Raw genomic sequence first — 16,276 nt, forward strand, 5'->3', positions numbered from 1 at the left:
CGTCTGGAAAGGCGGAAGCAGATCGTGGCGTCTGCGGAAGTTGGCCGCCAGAGTATCGCCAATGCTCTTGCCGCTCAGCCATTGAGAGTGCTCATTGGGCTTCTGACGCAATGCGATTATGAGTGTCACTTTCCAAGTGGCTCTTGTTGCCTGCGGCGAGACCTCCCCGTGCGGTAAGCGGAAGCACCGCACGGTCACCACTGGTTGGCAAGATAGCTCTGTTCTCGAGCAAGTCGCCGGGATCGTTGACCGTGACCGCGAGGTTATTGCGGATCGAACAGCCGAGCGTTGGATTGAAAGAATTGTCGTCTACTGAAGGGCCGATGATTGAAAGGGATGGACAGAGCGGAGGACGTGCTTCGTAAATGATCGCCTCGATTTGGACACCGAAATGGCTGGGCAGATCTACGGGGGAAGCGGACCGGCGAATATTATAGGCGGGAACGCCCATCTCGCGGGCCTCATGAGCCACCTGCGTAATGAGCCGGGGCGAACCACTGACGTCCAGATGGAGTGCATCCCGCCGACCGCGGCTGGCGTTCGCAATGAAATTACGCAGACCATACCTCTCGGCGCGACGAAGGCTCTGTAGTCGCAAGATACTGGTCTTCTGCTCCACTTGAATCGCTTGATCAGTCGGCTCAGAATAGATCGCAGCATTATGTGTGCATCCGCCTACGGTTGCCGCTACGGCAATCAAGTGGCCCAGGTTTCGCAAGGTCATTAGCGGTCCTCATTCGATAACAAAGCCGGCTCCGCCGGTCGCGTCTGGTTCGGTGCGGGAGCCTCGCGGCTTCGCGGGGGACGCGCCAACGTATTCGTTAAAATGCGCCCCCCGTCTGATGGCGGCCGGAGGCGGTCAGTCGGCGCGCTTATCTTGGCGGCAGATGATGCTGGCCGCACGATGTAAGGGGTAACGACGATGACAAGCTCCGTCTCCTGCTTCTGAAATGAGGAGGACCGAAACAGTGCACCAAGGATCGGGACATCGCCTAACCCGGGAAACGTGCTGATGTCGGTGTTGAAATTGCGTCTTATGAGCCCGCCGATTGCAAAGCTCTGACCGCTGGCAAGCTCGACAACAGTACTGGCACGTCGCGTGGAGAGGCCAGGCAGAGACATTCCGTTGATATTGACTTCACCTTCTTTGGATAACTCACTGACTTCAGGCTTGACGTGGATATTGATCTGATTGTTGCTGAGAACGGTCGGAACGAACTCCAGACTGATTCCGAATTGACGGAATTGAACTGAGAGTTGACGATTGTCCTGCATGACCGGAATTGGAAATTCGCCGCCTGCCAGGAAGCTTGCTGATTCGCCGGACATCGCGGTAAGAGTTGGCTCCGCCAATACCGACGCGAGATGCTCGTTGGCGAGGGCGTCAAGTACAGCACTGATGTTCGTGCTGCCAACGCCGACTCCGACACTTGCCGTGCCGCCACCCCGGCTCGCACCGGAACCGCCAGGCTTGCCACTGCTAAACCCGAAAATGACCGCTCCGTTTTGGCCCGATGCAGAGAGGTTGATGCCAAGCTCCTTCACGGCGCTGCGCGAGACTTCCGCCACGCGCACGCTAAGCGTCACTTGCAATGAGCCGGCCACTTGGATGTTGTTGACGACCAGCGCGCCCGCGCCCAGAAATTGCTCGGTAATCTTCTTGGCGCGCTCAACGACGTCGACACTTGGTGCTGTCCCTCTCAGAATTGCGCCGCGTGGCGTATAGGTGACTTGGATCGGATGGTCCCCGAGCTCAGCCTTTAGTGCAGCACGCAAATCCTCGATAGGCTGGGTAACGACAACACGTAACTCGGCTAACGCTTCTCCATTGTCGTTCAAAGCAAATAGGCTGGTCCGTCCCGACTGTTTTCCAAAGACGAAGATGGTTGTATTCGATGGGGCCTGGTAGTCGGCTATCGTTGGGTCGGCAACGAATATGCTGGCCGCCGGCGCCGGAAGATGAATCGTCTGGCCCTGAGAGGAGGAAAGATTCAAGACCCCGCTAAGGCTGTCAGTTGTTGACCGTGGCGACGCCTGATTAGGGTCGCGCTTTATCTGAGCTGCGGTAGTGGGCGGCAGCACGAGAGGAAGCGAGCAAACGACATACAGAAGGCGCGAGCGAATAGCTGAGGTGACCGCCGTCGGCCATCGGCAGCTGCGAACATCAAGGGGGAACTTCAACTGAGCGTCGTTTTCAAGTGTGGCGGCAAGGCAGCGGATCGTTCTTCAGTTCAAGCGCGTAGCCGACGCCGCGCGCGGTTTTGATTCGTAGCGTTGTGCCGGACTTGCTCAAATGTGTGCGCAATCGATAGATCCCGACTTCTAAGGCATTGGTCGAGACTTCATCGTCAAACGCATAGAGGCTTTCCTCTAGCAACGCTCGCGGCACGGTGCGGCCTGCTCGGCTGAGCAGATGTTCGAGAATGCAGACTTCGCGGCGCGCAATTCTGAGTGGCCGACCGTCAACTGAGACTTGCCGGCCAATAGGATCGAAATGTAAGTTCCCGAAGGTGATCACGGGTGCCGTCAATTGCGTCGATCGTCGCAAAATGGCGCGCATTCGAGCAATAAGCTCATCGATAGACACCGGCTTAGGAAGAAAATCGTCGGCGCCACCATTGAATATCGCGATCCTGGTCTCAAGATCGCTCAGGCTGCTCATCATCATGGCAGGCATTGAATATCCTTCACGTCTCAACTGTTTCAACCAGTCCAATCCATTTCCGTCCGGCAGAGCCAACTCGAGCAAGAGAATGTGATAGCTGGCACAACTCAGCGCGGTCTCCGCTTCGTCAAGAGTAGAGATGAGGTCCACGGCAAAACCGCGAACGAACAGGGTTTTCTTGGCGGCTCGCACGAAGGCGGCGTCCTGATCGACCAGTAGGATTCGCATTGTGGTCGCCTATAGTGCGATTGTGTCGAGGCCTGAGCGCATCACTGTCGGCACGGAGCTACGATGATCCCCCCGCCTGGTCGAGCAGCTGCAATTGTCGAGCATTTGACTGAAGAGAAAATCGAACCGCACGAGTAGCTGCGTCCTCCTTGTAAAGAACGGATACGACTTACGAGGCTTCAGGTAGGATCGAAAAATCAATTTTCTTGATAGTGTTCATCCAAGCCGCGAATAGGTTGCAAAGGGAATGCACGTAGCGGCGCGGAGAGTCAGCGCCTAGCTCGCCGCGAGCCGATGAATAAGCGGAAGCAGCAACGCTCTTATGCGTTGGCTTGCCGCGTCGAAAAACAGAACCGCGAGCATCGGGCGTCGCTGTTGACGCGCAGGTTGGGTGCCGGCGCTCGATTGTGCGTCAATGTGTTCCGCTATGGCCCAGGACGTCCCATCGGCTCAACGCTTTGAAGGAGGGGGCCTCGAACGTCTCGTCCTCTTTCCGCTTCGGCCAGATCGAGGAGCCGTAATAATCGTATCGCGGCGCCGGGGATTTCGTACAGCAACGCGTGCAAGTCCAAGCTGATCAGCTTGTACGGTCAAGCCGAAGCGGCACGACGCGCTTGCTGAAGGAACTCAGCTTCTTAGGGCTGACACCCCGAAAGGGATCGACCCCTTCAAAAAGTACCGATGGAATTTGTGGCGAATCTGGCCGGAAAGCGGTTAAGGCCGTCACTCAAGGCCCTGAAGGCGCCGGCGGTGTGACTAGGGAACCCGCAGCGTTAGCTCTTGAGACTGCGGCTAATCGCCAGCGCTTCGCTATCTAACGAGTGGTCTGCTGCTCAGCTCGTGCATCCTTCTGCGGACGGAAGCGGCATTCGGGCCGTCGAGCGGGAAGCACGCGAAAGCGCCCTGAATCGGAGCCGGTGGTGCCCAGTGCCAAAGCTGCTTGCCAGCGAGGCGTCGTGATCGTCTGCTCAGCTTCGATTCTGTTGCGATCCGATCGAACGCTTCGCCTTCCTCAGTTTGAGGTTCATGCGGGGTGAACATTCAACTTCGCCAGGTTAGATACAAACTCACGGTCCCAGCAGTCGGTGTCAAGAACCCGATGGCCATGCGACCCGAAGGTGTGCCCTGCAGCATTCCGTGAGCCGATCCGAATGCGGCGATATCCAGATATGCCGAGCGAAAGTTTCGTCGAGGCATCGAGCCGTTTAGCTTTCGACAATAAGCACGATCGTACTTGTCGACCCGATTTCACACGGCTAGTCAAATTCCAATCATGACACGACTGGCAGGACAAATTGAAAGGATGCGCCCGGCTCTTGCTTCTGGACGATCGACAGGCGGCCTCCGTGAGCTTCTACGATCGAGCGGCAGATCGACAGACCCATTCCAAGGCCGGTAGATTTGGTGGTGAAGAACGGATCTAAGACTCGGATCCTATCACCCTCAGCGATGCCGACGCCGCTATCAGTCACGGAGAGCTGCACGCGGCTCTCATTGTCTCTGGATGACTGAATCATCAGTTCGCGCGCTCTGTCGTCAACAGCTTGCATGGCCTCTACTCCGTTCATCACCAGATTGATGATTACTTGTTGCAGCTGAACCCGGTCACCGAGAATTTTGGGAAGTGATGGTGCTAGCTCAGTTCGCAAGGTCACTTGGTGGTTAATCAGCTCACGCGTTACCAGCGCGATAGAGTCGTTCACAACCTCATTAATGTCTAGCGCTACCATCTCGATATCACCGTTCCTCGCGAGTGTGCGGACCCTGCGAATCACTTCGCTTGCGCGCATAGCGTCATCAATGATCCACTCTACGGATCTGTGCACGGCGGAAATGTCGGGAGCTTCGCGACGTAGCCAGCCAAGGCACGCATCGGCGTTGCTGATTATGGCCGTGAGCGGTTGGTTCACTTCGTGGGCGATAGAGGCTGTTAGTTCCCCCAGCGCCGTCAGGCGCGTCACATGCGCAAGATCCGCCTGTGCCTTTCGCAGTCCTTGTTCAGCCTGATCGGCGCGAACTTTCGCCGTGATATCAGTGGCCACGCCTCGGTAGCCGAGAAAATGGCCGCTTACATCAAATAAGGGCCTGCCGCTGCTCTGGAAGTAGATTGGTGACCTGGTCCTCCCCACGGTACGATAGACCAGATCGCGAAATGGAAGATGGGCATTTAGCGTTATTTCATGCTGCCGCCACTTCTCGGGCTCTTCTTCAACGTCGCTCGCAATCTCCCAGCAACGCAGGCCGATGACCGCTCTTGCCAAGAGGTCCGTAGCGTTGGTGTGCTCCGACAAGGTGTACCGGTGATCCGGCCCGGTCTCCCATAACCAGTCAGAAGCAGTTGCGGCGTAGTCACGAAAGCGCTGCTCGCTCTCGCGTAGCGCAGCAAGAGTGTCTTCCAATTGTTGTTTGGCTGCGTGCTGCTCAGTGACATCCATGTGCGTTCCGACGAGTTCGACAGTTGAGCCATCGCTTGCCAGCACGGCGTGCGCAACAGCATGTATGTGTCGTATCGCGCCGTCGGGAAGACAGATTCGGAAATCGTATTCAAAATTCCCTGTTTTTTGTTCAATGGCCTGACGTTGGATTTCCTGTTGCCGCGGCAAGTCGTCTGGATGAATCCGCGATCGGATGGCCTCAATGGTCACCGGCTCATCCGGGTCAAAGCCAAATAGACGACTGACTTCGGCGGAGCGATAAGCAAAACAGCGACGGTTGCAGTCCCACGACCAGGTGCTCGTGCGACTGAGCTGCTGCGCGTCGACCAGATAGGCCTCGCTACGGCGCAGTTGTTGTTCCGTCTGCTTTGCTGTCGTGACGTCCGTGGCCGCCCCGACAAACTCGATATTCCCGGACGCGGTTCTCGTAGCACGTGCCACCGCGTGAATGTACTTTATCGAGCCGTCGGGCATCAGCAATCGGTATTCGTGCTCGAAATGCTCGCCTCGAAGGGCCCGATTCAAAGTGTCTTGGACAGAAGTCTTGTCTTCTGGGTGAGTGCGGTCAATGACGTGTTGCGCCGTTACTTTGGTCTCTGGATCATACTGGAATATCCGAAAGCTTTCCTTCGACCAAAAGACCTCGCCGGTGGCCACGTTCCAGCCAAAGCTGCCTGTGTGGCTCAATTCTTGCGCCTGAGCCAAATGCGCTTCGCTCCGCTGAAGAGCAAGAACCGTCCGCTTCTGTTCGGTGATATCTTCGCAGGCAATGAGGACGATGGGCTTATCGTCGGCCCACAAGATCGCCTTGGCAGTCTCGCGCACCCACAGCACCGAGCCGTTCCTACGGACTTTCTGGATTTCCCATGTACGCGATTGGCCGATATATGTAAGGCATCGCTCGATGGATTTGCGAACGACCTCGCGATCGTCTTTCAGAAAGACTCTGAACACCGATTGGCCGATCAGTTCCGCGGGCGTATAGCCGAGGTGGATCGCGCCGAAACTATTGACGTTCAGGACGGTTCCGGTTTCATTGACCATGAAGTACATGGCCGGGTTATGCTCAAAGATCTCGCGCCAGAGTTTCTCTCGGTTGCGCAGATCGTCCGCGCTGTGCCTTAGCTCGGCGGCGACCTCACGCGCTGCTTCCTTTTCGTAGCGGAGTTTTGCGATCAGGCGCGTTCCGATGATGGACGCAGTAAGGAAAGCGATAATCACCAAAAGCTCGTGAGGGGCGTCGATCTGGGGATTGAACGTGAGGACGTAAATTAAAGCGCTGACGGCGACTATGGAAAGCGCCAACGATGCGACGAAAGTGCCAATCAGCGAAAACACCAAAATCACGACCAAATAGACAAGCGCTGTGGCTGCGAAAGGGCTATGAAGATACAAGGAAGCTAGCGTCAATGCCGCGAGCGTAATGCTAGCCAAAATAAATTGCGCCGATGAACGTCCAAACGCGATGAGCCAATTAAACATGCTTGTATCCGTCCGGCCCTTCTGGCGGGATGATTAAAATGCAGGAATTTGTTCGAGCCGCCGGACAAGCGCTCCTGAGCGCTTTCTACGTCGGCCGCCGAAATCAGCATAGCCAAAAAAAAAGGCGCATTACAAACCTTCGTATAGTTCTCTTACATGGTAGAAATCGTACGCTCACATAGTAAATCAATGGCGTATCGTGCTTTTAGCGGTCCTCCTCGTTGGCGGCAATGCTACAATCTGGATTGCCGCGGCGAGTGGCAGAGGAGTGCAAAACCAAACGGTGGACGGATGGCCGCGGGGCATTGCTGAGTCTCAGGGATTTTGAGGAGGCCGTGTGTCGTTCCGGAAAGGGCCGGGCGAAAGCCTTTTGAGCGGCTCCTTCTGATGGAGAGGAAGAGGGTGGACGGGCTAGTGTGAGCCAATCGCGAGAGCGTGCCGGCGGTTCGATCCGGATCGCTCTCCTCAGGTTTGTCATGTGCTCGAGCCATCCGATTGTAAGGCTGGTGGCTGTCCTAACGTTCTCGTCCACAGCGCCCCTTCTGCTCTCCGTATAGCTCGCTGTCTACCTGCAAGCCTTGACGCTCGCCGTAATTTTAGGCAGCGCCATGGAGATTAATTCGGTCTTGTCGATCTGCTCAAGGCAAACCGCCTAGATGCCTCCGACCAACTGAAGTCCAATTCCTTTGTTGAATTGGCTCGCTCATTCGGGCCAGAATTTGATTCACGTTTCCTATATCGGCGATACCCCGGAGCTTCTCGGGATTGGTAGCTGCCTTTGGGAAGGTAGCTGGCAACGTTTCTAAGATGTGTACGCGTGCAGACAGCTCGAGTTGCACAGGAGGGGTAGCCGAGCGTTGGACGCCAGCCGCTTGACTTGGCACGTGCCGCTATTGTCCGTCCAACGGTCGGCGCCAAGGGAGCCATAGAATGGTCGGCCGACGGCCTCGCGCAAGGGGGCGCCAGCAAATGGACCGACGCTGTCAAGATGGAGACCTCCTCGACATTATCCGCGAAAGCTGGCGGCTTGGCGATGTCGCGAAGTCGCAGATGCGGCACTGCTTTCTCAACTTGCCTCGATCGGATCGAGGCCTATCAGCCAAGGTACCCACAATAGGTCACTAGCCAGCTCCTCCGCCGGCGGCGCGCCTCGTCGCCATGTCGCAGCCGGGCGGGTTCGTCGTGCAAGGGGCGGAGCCCAAGCGCTGAAGTTCACAAAGGCCGATTTTAATGACGCTGAATGCGCGCAGCAGGCGAGTGGACTGATATGCTGTATTCTCCTTGCAATAGGCGGGAGAAGACGGTTTGGCCAACATTTTTGTGGGCCCGCGCAAGTGCGCTTGGGGCCAGCGCCGTGGCCGTTCGTCTAATCAAGCCGTCAAGGTCCGCTGTGCCCATGTCAAGATGCGCCAGGCTTTAGACTTCCGAACGGAAACGGATAGCATCGGGGCTGGCGACCCTAAGAACAAGCAATCTGGATGCAAATTGGTTAGTCGCCTTCAAGAAACCAGCCGCTAAGGCCGGCTTTCTGTTTGTCACATAGCGCTTTATGTCCGGACCACTTGGGTGTTCGCAAGCGTTGTCGAAATGCATTCAGGTGCATTCGCGAGGCTGGATGTCGTGGACGAGGTGAGCGATGTGGCGCCAAGTGTCCTCAATGTCACGCTTCTGAGCTTGCCGCGTCTAGTGGGGCGTCGTGTCGAGAGGATGCAATTTAGGGATCAAGAGAGCACGACGGCTGACCTCCGTATCGTTACTCGACTTACGGGATCATGAATCGTCTCGCGTCAAGCACGAGCGCGGATGCAGAGGCTAATCTTCAATGCGGAATTAGGTAAGTCCCCTGGCGCTGACATAGAAGATCATCGACCTCGTCGTTTAGTGCGCGTGCTGCCCTTCGCCTTTCGCCGGATTGATAGTGCCGAACGATATTGCAAAGTGTGTGCCGCTCGTAACACTTACATAGTATTCCTCCGTTGAGGGCCGCCTTGTTTGACGGAGGCGAACGCTGCAGGTCCTAGGGGTAATCCTAGGAGAAGCGCTATGACGATTTCGAGGGCGGAGGTGATCACATCGGTCGAGCGGCGGCGCCGGTGGTCGCGGGATGAGAAGGAACGGCTAGTTGCAGCATCGCTCGAGCCCGGAGCCAATGTTTCCGAGGTGGCTCGCACGGCCGGCCTTCATGTGAGCCAGCTGTTCCGGTGGCGCAAAGAGCTTTGTAAGCACGGTGAAGCGAGTATAGCGGCCGTTCGTGCCGGTCGAGAGTCGGCCGTCTGTGCCGCCGCGGGAGGTTGCCGAAGCCCCTTTGGCGACGACATCGGGGCGTCGACGGAAGAGCCAAGGCATCATCGAGATTGATCTTGGTACCGGACCCCGCATCCGGATCGATGGCGAGGTTGATGGAGTGCGCATTCCAGGGATGGTGATGGAGACGCGCTGCGTCGTGTTCTCGATGCTTTGGTGCGCCGATGATTCCGGTTCCGGCGGGTGCGCGAGTGTGGCTGGCGACCGGCCACACGGATATGCGCCGAGGCTTTCCGTCCTTGGCGCGCCAAGTGCAGGAGGTGCTGCGCAAGGACCCGCTCAGCGGTCACCTGTTCGTCTTCCGTGGTCGCCGAAGCGATCTTGTGAAAGGTGATCTGGCACGGTGTGCTGCAGAGCATGAAGGAGGTGAATATCCGAATTTGATGCGTACAGCTTTATGAGAGATGGAGGACGGCCCTCCTGCATCGGTGTTCCAGGCGCAGGTGCAAAACCACGACACTGTGGCTTCGTTTAAAAGGCGCGGTCATCAGCAAGTGTTGCAAAAGTCCCGGGTTTACGGGGCAGGTACGTATCCAGAAGGCGAGCGAAAGCAAATCTTCCGATGACGCGTCGAAAATTACTAAGGCGTCGCCAAAATCAGGGGCGCGTGCCATCCCTGAGATCAATCCGTGAGACGCCTGGATTACTGCGCGGATGGCGACCGGCGTTTAGGGGACGCGATCTGGATACAGGCTCTTGTAGAGAACTGCAGGAACCAGTCGTTGTGATGCCAAGGGAGAAGTTCAAGCGGCGCACACCGCGAAGCAAGCTGCTGCTCGACGACATGCACGCCTGGCTGCTGCGCGAGCGAGAAACCCTCTCGCGCTCTTCCGAGGTCCTGAAGCCTATGAATTACATGCTCAGGCGCTGGGCCGACTTTGCGCGCTTCCTCGACGATGGCAGGATCTGCCTCAGCAACAATGCCGCCGAAAGAGCGCTGCGGCATCGCCTTGGGAAGGCGCAATTGAACCTTCGCCGGCAGCCTGCGCGGCGCCGAACGCGCCGCCATCATGCTGACGATGATCACTACCTGTCGTCTTAACGATGTCGATCCCAAAGCCGGGCTTGCCGACGTCCTCGCCCGGATCGTCGATCTTCCCGCTTCGCGTCTGCACGAACTGCTGCCCTGGGAATGGAAGCTCCCGCGCCAAGCCGACGAACCTACCGATCAGCAAGCTGCCTAACCTTCACGCAGCGCTATCATAGCGCTACCCGGCCCCCGCGCGCATGCGTCAATCAGGCGACCTTCGTCGTCTTTCAATTACCCACGAATGCTTTATTCGATTGCGGTAGCCCTGATCGAAAAATCTTGAATCGGATGAATCGCTTGTGATTCATTGTCGAGCACCTGAATCGCGACGGCGAGGTGCCTTGATGTGTTCAAGTGGAACGACATCTCGTTGGTCGGCCGGCCCGGATGGTCGCCAGGATGATGGTGATGAAAGCGCCGTCGAACACTGGACGGAGCGCGAGATCGACAAGACAGCTTTCAAGGATGCTCGTCTTGGTCAACGATTTGGCGAGCTGTTGAAGCAAATTGGTGACGGTATGGGCGGGAGCATACCGTTCGCGCGTCAGGACTGGGCGAACACGAAGGCGGCCTACCGCTTCTTCGCCAACGAGCGCGTGGAGGAAGCCGACATCCTCAGCGGCCACTTCGCCGCCACACGCGCACGTTACGATGATTGTACAGGCCCAATTCTCCTCATTCAGGACACGACGGAATTCTCCTATCAACGCGCGAACACGAGCGCCATTGGCCTAACCAAGAGCGTCAACAGCGGTCGGAACAAGGACGGTCGTTGGCGCCATCACACGGTCTGCGGAATGCTGATGCATTCCAGTCTCGCTGTGACTGTCGAGGCTTGCCGCTGGGATTGGCGGCGGTGAAGTTCTGGACACGAAAAAAGTTCAAAGGCAGGGCGCAGCTCAAGAAGAAGATCAACCCGACCCGCGTTCCGATCGAGAAGAAGGAGAGCGTTCGCTGGCTCGACAATCTCAGGCAATCGATCGAGCGGCTCCGACAGCCGGAGCGTTGCATTCATATCGGTGACCGTGAAAGCGACATCGACGAATTGTATTGCCTGACGCAAGAGCTTGGCGCTCACTTCCTTGTCCGCGCCTGCGTCGATCGGCTGGCAGGCGATGGCGGTCATACGATTGCAACCGAGATGGAAGAGACCAGCGTCAAAGGCTTGCATTACATCGACGTGCGCAACGACAAGGGCGAGACGACGAAGGCCGCGCTGGAAATCAAGTTCAAGCGGATCGCGGTCTTGCCTCCCATCGGGAAGCAGAAACATTATCCAGCCCTCGACCTTACTATAATCCATGCCACTGAGCGCGGTACGCCAAAGGGCCGTAAACCGATTGAGTGGAAGCTCATCACGGACCTAGCCGTCCGCAGGCGCTCGGAGGCAATCGAGAAGATCAACTGGTACGCCATGCGGTGGAAAATCGAGGCGTTCCACAAGATCCTGAAATCGGGTTGTAAGGCGGAAGACTCAAAACTCCGGACCGCGGAGCGACTTGCCAATCTAATGGCAGTCTTCTGCATTCTCAGCTGGCGCGTCCTCTGGCTCACCATGCTCAATCGCCTCGCCCCAAACGCGTCACCGAAGCTCGCACTGACAGACACCGAGATCGCATTGCTCGATCAACTCATCAGCGGCGCCAGCCATCGACGATGTCGGCCTGGAACCCTTGCATTTTATCTTACCAAACTTGCACGATTAGGGGGCTACTTGGCCCGGGCAGCCGATCCGCCACCGGGAAATGTTGTCATCTGGCGCTGTCTCTCGAGACTCACAGATATCAAACTCGGTGCCGAAATTGCAGCGGCTGGAAATGTGGGTAATTGAAAGCTTCGTCGTATGCGTACCTTACATACGAGATTGTGACGTTAGGTTTGCGTTCGCAACCACTTGCGTACGGTAGTAGCGCATGCTGTTTATCGCAACGGCGACGTTCGCCTGACGTTCGGTGCCCGCCAAAGTCTCCGAGCACGAGACGAGACGGGTACTGCTACGTATGTGAGTCTTGTATTGGAGAAGAGCATATGCGGCTCAATATCACATGTCTAACGAGACTGTCTTCCTTGCTTTTAGTGGCAAGCGTAAGCACGACAGCGAAGGCCGGCGAGCCTTCTGCAAAATATGTAGACGTGCTAAGTGCCCTGCGGGCCGGCAAGGTAGTAACGCTAATACTAGATCTCGATCGTTGCACAACCGTTGATGGCGGTCAGCCCGGACCAGCCATGCAAGGTGGTCTGATTATCAGCGCCTTCAGGGTTAGCGCGCAGAACGGAATCAGCTTCGCCAATGTGCATCAAACCTTGGACGACTCAGGACACCCTGTTACCGAATACATCCGCCACAGCCTTAACCGCGAAGGCAAGCTCAAGGTAAAGGCCTCAAAGTTGGTTGCTGGCGCGGCCGAAGCCGTGATCCAGGGTGAATTTGTCTGCGAGCTGCCAGACGGCGCGAAGTTCCTTTGGTAAGGGCAATAGCCGCCGTCGAGGGGCCGAGCTGCCGTTCGGCATCGGCCACCCGGGGCGTCAGCAAAGAAGCGCAACAGAGATCGTGATCGGCGCGATCTCAAGAGATTTGCTGACCGGAGCAGATGAGAACGTGGTTTGCAGCTCGACTTACCCGTTCGGAGTCGACTGCCGCTGACTGGTCGCAAGCCGGAGACGCGAAGAGCCTCGCCATCACAAAGGCCGAGGTGTGGAGCAGCCAAGAAATGAAAGCTCAATTGCGCTCGAGTTGAGCTCCGCGTTGTTACCATTTGGCTAAGCGTCACCGAGTCAACCTAAGGAAGTTACGGCTGGAATGAAGAACGTTTGGATTATATCGGCGATCGTCCTCGCCCTCGCGCTGGCGGCGACGTCTTTCGTCTACGTCGCAAGACAGCATCTCAACGCCGATGCACTCGGAGCCGGACCATCAAGTCCTTGCGTCGGCGACCCTAATGGATGTGAAGATCTTGCTCCATATCCATTTGGCCAGTATGTTTGCAACAGTTACCCGGGGGCGTGCCGACACTAGGGGGGCCGCTTACGCAGAACGTTGTGGTCAGAACGTCGCGAGTGCCGGGCCAGTGCGCCTTGCACTAGGCGGCGCAAGGCGCCATGCTAAACGTTCGCAGGAGTATATATCCCGAGATGGTAGTCAGGCTCACGACATGGGTGATGGAACTCTCTCGGGGAAAACTGCTGGTCGAAGCCGGCCTCATCGCTCCAAGCGGTAAAGGAATAGATTGATCTCATCGTCATGGCAGGAATTGATTGTAAGACCGCATGTCCGTCTCTGCCGGTGGGGTCGTTCGCCCTACACTGCGTGTCCGAGGTTGCTTAGGTCCGAGCCGAGGCGCCGTGGCGGATTATAGGGAAGCATTTGTTGGAATCGTGTCGCCAAACTGAGAAATGCCGTCGCGATTGCGGAGGCAGGCTGGGAGGGAGGGGTTCGCTTCTTCGGTGAAGTCGATGCTTCGGACGTTAACGTGCGCCGTATTGTATTATAGTGTGGATTCGCCAGCCGGTTTAATCGCATCCACTTCTGTTACGAGGCCGGCCCGACGGGCCATGGCCTTTATCGTCTGATCCAATCGCTCGGCCACGAATGCACGGTGGTGGCGCCATCCACCCTGATCGCCGCGCGACAGAGAGAGCTCGGATCGTCGCCGAGAGTCTGTTGCCCGGTGCTCAGGTGTCCGAGGTGGCGCGCAAGCACGGAGCGACGCGCTGGCAGATCTACGATTGGCGAGGGGGTTGCGACAGCGAGACATGTTGCCGCCGTGCGAAGCGTCGCAGCCGACATTCGCGCCGCTGGTCGTGGAAGGTGCGTTGGAGGAGCGTCAGGTTCCGGCGATCAAGCTTGAGATCGCGATCGGCGATGTCGTGCTGCGGACGGATATGGCCATTGATGCCGAGCAGCTGTCCCGGGTAATCCGTGCGGTGCGAGCGTCACGATGATCGCGGCTGGTGCGGATTTGCAACGCGGCCGATCGACTTCCGCGGCGGCCATGATGGGCTTGCGACGGAGGTGCAGGAGATGCTTCGTCTCGACCCGTTCCTCGGCGCGGCCTTCGTGTTCCGATCGAACCGAGGCCAACGATTGCGGACGGCGTGATGCGGATGTCGCGGGCGATGTTCGCGGCCTTTTTCGAGGGGCTGGATTGGAGGTTAGTCCGTCCGGAAGAAGCACGGCGCCCGCAGGCGGCGGGACAACTGCGGCAGAATGACTCGAAAGCTACTTTGAACGTAGCAGGCGCGGCCGCGATATGCTCGAAATAGCGCATGAGCATCGCGGCGCTGCGCGACGATCCGCGCGATCGAGGCGTACTTATTGTCGATGCTCGTGCCGCCAGGCGAAGGTCGATCTGGATGCGCTGGCCGGAGGGGAGCGTGGCCGTGTCGTGTTTTAGCGCGGCGCAAAGCAGCGACGCGAACACAGTCGGGATCAATACCGCCCTGCCGCAAGGACGATTCGGAATGGACACTCTGATTGACATGAGCACTGGTGGTCATCAAAGCGAATGTCGTGATCTGGGCCGACCTATGGCGTTCATGAAAGCGGGGGATAGTCCAAGCAAAGCGCCCAGAACTTGCTGGGCTTGACTTGACGTTCCAAGTTCGCTCGTTCTAATTTTGTTCTCCTGGGGTCCGATTCTGCCGGTCCGTCCCTTTTCAATGACAACAGCAGCGCCACGATCCGGCCAGGAACCATGCACGAGATCATCTGTCCCCACTGTGACAAGGCCTTCAAGGTTGATGAAGCCGGTTACGCGGACATCCTGAAGCAAGTCCGTGACGCGGATTTCGCTCAGCAGCTCCACGAACGGTTGGAGCTGGCCGAGCGTGACAAGCAGAGCGCCGTTGAATTGGCCAAGGCCCAGGTAAGCAGCGATCTGCAGAAGACCACGGCTGCTAAGGACGCTGAAATCCAGGAATTAAAGTCCAAGCTTGAGGGGAGCGGCGTTGCCCAGAAGCTCGCGGTTGCTGAAGCGCTCAGCGCCGTCGAAAAGGAGCGGGATAGACTCGCGAACGCGCTAGCTGAGTCCGAGCGCGAAAAGAAGGCGGCCTCGGAGCTTGCTGACGCGCTCCTGGCGAGCGAGCAGCACAAGATTGCTACTGCCAAGGAAAGGGAGATCCAGGATCTGAAGGCGAAGGTTCAGGCAGTTGAGCTTGAGAAGAAGCTCGCCGTGACTGAAGCGGTAGGTGCCCTCGAAAAAGAGCGTGATGAGCTGAAAAGCGGCATCAGTCGAGTACAGCTCGAAAAGCAGCTCTCCGAGCAATCGTTGAAGGATAAGTACGAAACCCAGATCAAAGATCGCGACGACGCCATCGAGCGTCTCAAGGATATGAAGGCCCGCCTCTCGACCAAGATGGTGGGCGAGACCCTCGAGCAACACTGCGAGACTGAGTTTAACCGGGTCCGGTCGATGGCTTTTCCGCGCGCTTATTTCGAGAAGGACAACGACGCGCGGACCGGCAGCAAGGGCGATTACATTTTCCGCGACTCGGACGAGGCAGGCACTGAAATCATTTCGATCATGTTCGAGATGAAGAACGAGAGCGATAAGACCGCGACGAAAAGCAAAAACGAAGACTTTCTCAAAGAACTTGACCGGGATCGCATCGAGAAGGGCTGCGAGTACGCTATCTTGGTCTCATTGCTTGAACCGGACAACGAGCTTTACAATGCCGGCATCGTCGACGTCTTCCACCGCTACCCAAAAATGTATGTCATCCGGCCGCAGTTCTTCCTGCCTATGATTACGCTCCTAAGGAACGCGGCAGTCAATTCGCTGAAGTACAAAACCGAGCTTGCGCTCGTGAAAGCGCAGAATGTCGATATAACCCAGTTTGAGAACCAGCTCGAATCGTTCAAAACCGCATTCTCAAAGAACTATGATCTTGCTTCCCGGCACTTTCAGACGGCTCTTACGGAGATCGACAAGTCGATCGATCATCTGCAGAAGACGAAGGATGCCTTGATCGGTGCGGATCGCAACCTGCGTCTTGCCAATGACAAGGCACAGGACGTGACGATTAAGAAGCTAACTCGGGGCAATCCGACAATGGCTGCGAAATTTGCGGAGCTTAAGAGCGCGCCTGCCGAAGCCGCGGAGTGAGGCGGTCGAAGTATTGAGTCTGCGCGTA

General features: G+C 57.2%; 11 protein-coding genes and 5 pseudogenes. 12 read left to right on the forward strand and 4 right to left on the reverse strand.

Annotated features, from left to right (window positions below; translation table 11 throughout):
- Window positions 1-91 precede the first annotated feature (91 nt).
- The 4 genes and pseudogenes from ACWAT4_RS40145 to ACWAT4_RS40160 all read right to left on the reverse strand — a co-directional run bounded on the left by ACWAT4_RS40145 (window position 92) and on the right by ACWAT4_RS40160 (window position 6,810).
- Window positions 92-724 (reverse strand): CpaD family pilus assembly lipoprotein, encoded by a 633-nt coding sequence (locus tag ACWAT4_RS40145; RefSeq protein ID WP_128929710.1) that lies wholly within the window; start codon window positions 722-724, stop codon window positions 92-94.
- Between the two features lie 9 nt (window positions 725-733).
- Window positions 734-2,124, reverse strand: a pseudogene (locus tag ACWAT4_RS40150) (type II and III secretion system protein family protein).
- 70 nt (window positions 2,125-2,194) lie between these two features.
- The gene (locus ACWAT4_RS40155) at window positions 2,195-2,893 is read right to left on the reverse strand and encodes a response regulator (protein ID WP_128929709.1); all 699 of its coding nucleotides are present in this window, start codon (window positions 2,891-2,893) and stop codon (window positions 2,195-2,197) included.
- Window positions 2,894-4,164: 1,271 nt separating this feature from the next.
- Complete coding sequence (locus ACWAT4_RS40160; RefSeq protein WP_128929708.1) at window positions 4,165-6,810, reverse strand: PAS domain-containing protein; 2,646 nt, start codon at window positions 6,808-6,810, stop codon at window positions 4,165-4,167.
- Between the two features lie 2,043 nt (window positions 6,811-8,853).
- Here ACWAT4_RS40160 and ACWAT4_RS40165 point away from each other — a divergent pair.
- The 12 genes and pseudogenes from ACWAT4_RS40165 (at window position 8,854) to ACWAT4_RS40220 (ending at window position 16,248) form a co-directional block, all read left to right on the forward strand.
- Window positions 8,854-9,168 (forward strand): transposase, encoded by a 315-nt coding sequence (locus ACWAT4_RS40165; RefSeq protein ID WP_128929707.1) that lies wholly within the window; start codon window positions 8,854-8,856, stop codon window positions 9,166-9,168.
- Window positions 9,169-9,278: 110 nt separating this feature from the next.
- Window positions 9,279-9,443 (forward strand): annotated as a pseudogene (gene tnpB, locus ACWAT4_RS40170) (IS66 family insertion sequence element accessory protein TnpB); the annotation flags it as partial.
- Between the two features lie 428 nt (window positions 9,444-9,871).
- Window positions 9,872-10,298 (forward strand): annotated as a pseudogene (locus tag ACWAT4_RS40175) (IS66 family transposase); the annotation flags it as partial.
- A 190-nt stretch (window positions 10,299-10,488) separates the two neighbouring features.
- A complete protein-coding gene (locus tag ACWAT4_RS40180) occupies window positions 10,489-11,004 on the forward strand; it encodes an IS4/Tn5 family transposase DNA-binding protein (RefSeq protein WP_232995591.1) in 516 nt (171 codons plus the stop codon).
- Window positions 11,001-11,975, forward strand: a complete 975-nt coding sequence (locus ACWAT4_RS40185; RefSeq protein ID WP_232995590.1) for an IS4 family transposase — start codon at window positions 11,001-11,003, stop codon at window positions 11,973-11,975. Before ACWAT4_RS40180 ends, ACWAT4_RS40185 begins: the two co-directional genes overlap by 4 nt.
- A 197-nt stretch (window positions 11,976-12,172) precedes the next feature.
- Window positions 12,173-12,613, forward strand: coding sequence for a VirK family protein (locus tag ACWAT4_RS40190; protein WP_128929705.1), 441 nt, complete (start codon window positions 12,173-12,175; stop codon window positions 12,611-12,613).
- Window positions 12,614-13,486: 873 nt separating this feature from the next.
- Window positions 13,487-13,755, forward strand: a pseudogene (locus ACWAT4_RS40195) (IS110 family transposase); the annotation flags it as partial.
- Window positions 13,734-13,832, forward strand: a pseudogene (locus ACWAT4_RS40200) (hypothetical protein); the annotation flags it as partial. The pseudogenes ACWAT4_RS40195 and ACWAT4_RS40200, both read left to right, overlap by 22 nt.
- Before the next feature lie 65 nt (window positions 13,833-13,897).
- Window positions 13,898-14,086, forward strand: a complete 189-nt coding sequence (locus ACWAT4_RS40205; RefSeq protein ID WP_232995589.1) for a hypothetical protein — start codon at window positions 13,898-13,900, stop codon at window positions 14,084-14,086.
- Window positions 14,064-14,243 (forward strand): IS66 family insertion sequence element accessory protein TnpB, encoded by a 180-nt coding sequence (tnpB, locus tag ACWAT4_RS40210; RefSeq protein WP_128929704.1) that lies wholly within the window; start codon window positions 14,064-14,066, stop codon window positions 14,241-14,243. The genes ACWAT4_RS40205 and tnpB (ACWAT4_RS40210) overlap by 23 nt, the downstream gene beginning before the upstream one ends.
- A 167-nt stretch (window positions 14,244-14,410) precedes the next feature.
- Entirely contained in the window at window positions 14,411-14,731 is a 321-nt protein-coding gene (locus ACWAT4_RS40215; protein ID WP_128929703.1) for a hypothetical protein, read from the forward strand.
- A 107-nt stretch (window positions 14,732-14,838) separates the two neighbouring features.
- A complete protein-coding gene (locus tag ACWAT4_RS40220; RefSeq protein WP_128929702.1) occupies window positions 14,839-16,248 on the forward strand; it encodes a DUF2130 domain-containing protein in 1,410 nt (469 codons plus the stop codon).
- Window positions 16,249-16,276: the final 28 nt, after the last annotated feature.

The organism is Bradyrhizobium sp. T-1, assembly GCF_053592855.1.

Bases quoted from the DNA above. Each gene is read 5' to 3' on its own strand.
- ACWAT4_RS40160 (WP_128929708.1), bottom strand. From the start codon at position 6,810: ATGTTTAATTGGCTCATCGCGTTTGGACGTTCATCGGCGCAATTTATT.
- ACWAT4_RS40145 (WP_128929710.1), bottom strand. From the start codon at position 724: ATGACCTTGCGAAACCTGGGCCACTTGATTGCCGTAGCGGCAACCGTA.
- ACWAT4_RS40215 (WP_128929703.1), top strand. From the start codon at position 14,411: ATGAGCATCGCGGCGCTGCGCGACGATCCGCGCGATCGAGGCGTACTT.
- ACWAT4_RS40190 (WP_128929705.1), top strand. From the start codon at position 12,173: ATGCGGCTCAATATCACATGTCTAACGAGACTGTCTTCCTTGCTTTTA.
- ACWAT4_RS40165 (WP_128929707.1), top strand. From the start codon at position 8,854: ATGACGATTTCGAGGGCGGAGGTGATCACATCGGTCGAGCGGCGGCGC.
- ACWAT4_RS40155 (WP_128929709.1), bottom strand. From the start codon at position 2,893: ATGCGAATCCTACTGGTCGATCAGGACGCCGCCTTCGTGCGAGCCGCC.
- ACWAT4_RS40220 (WP_128929702.1), top strand. From the start codon at position 14,839: ATGCACGAGATCATCTGTCCCCACTGTGACAAGGCCTTCAAGGTTGAT.
- ACWAT4_RS40205 (WP_232995589.1), top strand. From the start codon at position 13,898: ATGTTGCCGCCGTGCGAAGCGTCGCAGCCGACATTCGCGCCGCTGGTC.
- ACWAT4_RS40180 (WP_232995591.1), top strand. From the start codon at position 10,489: ATGTGTTCAAGTGGAACGACATCTCGTTGGTCGGCCGGCCCGGATGGT.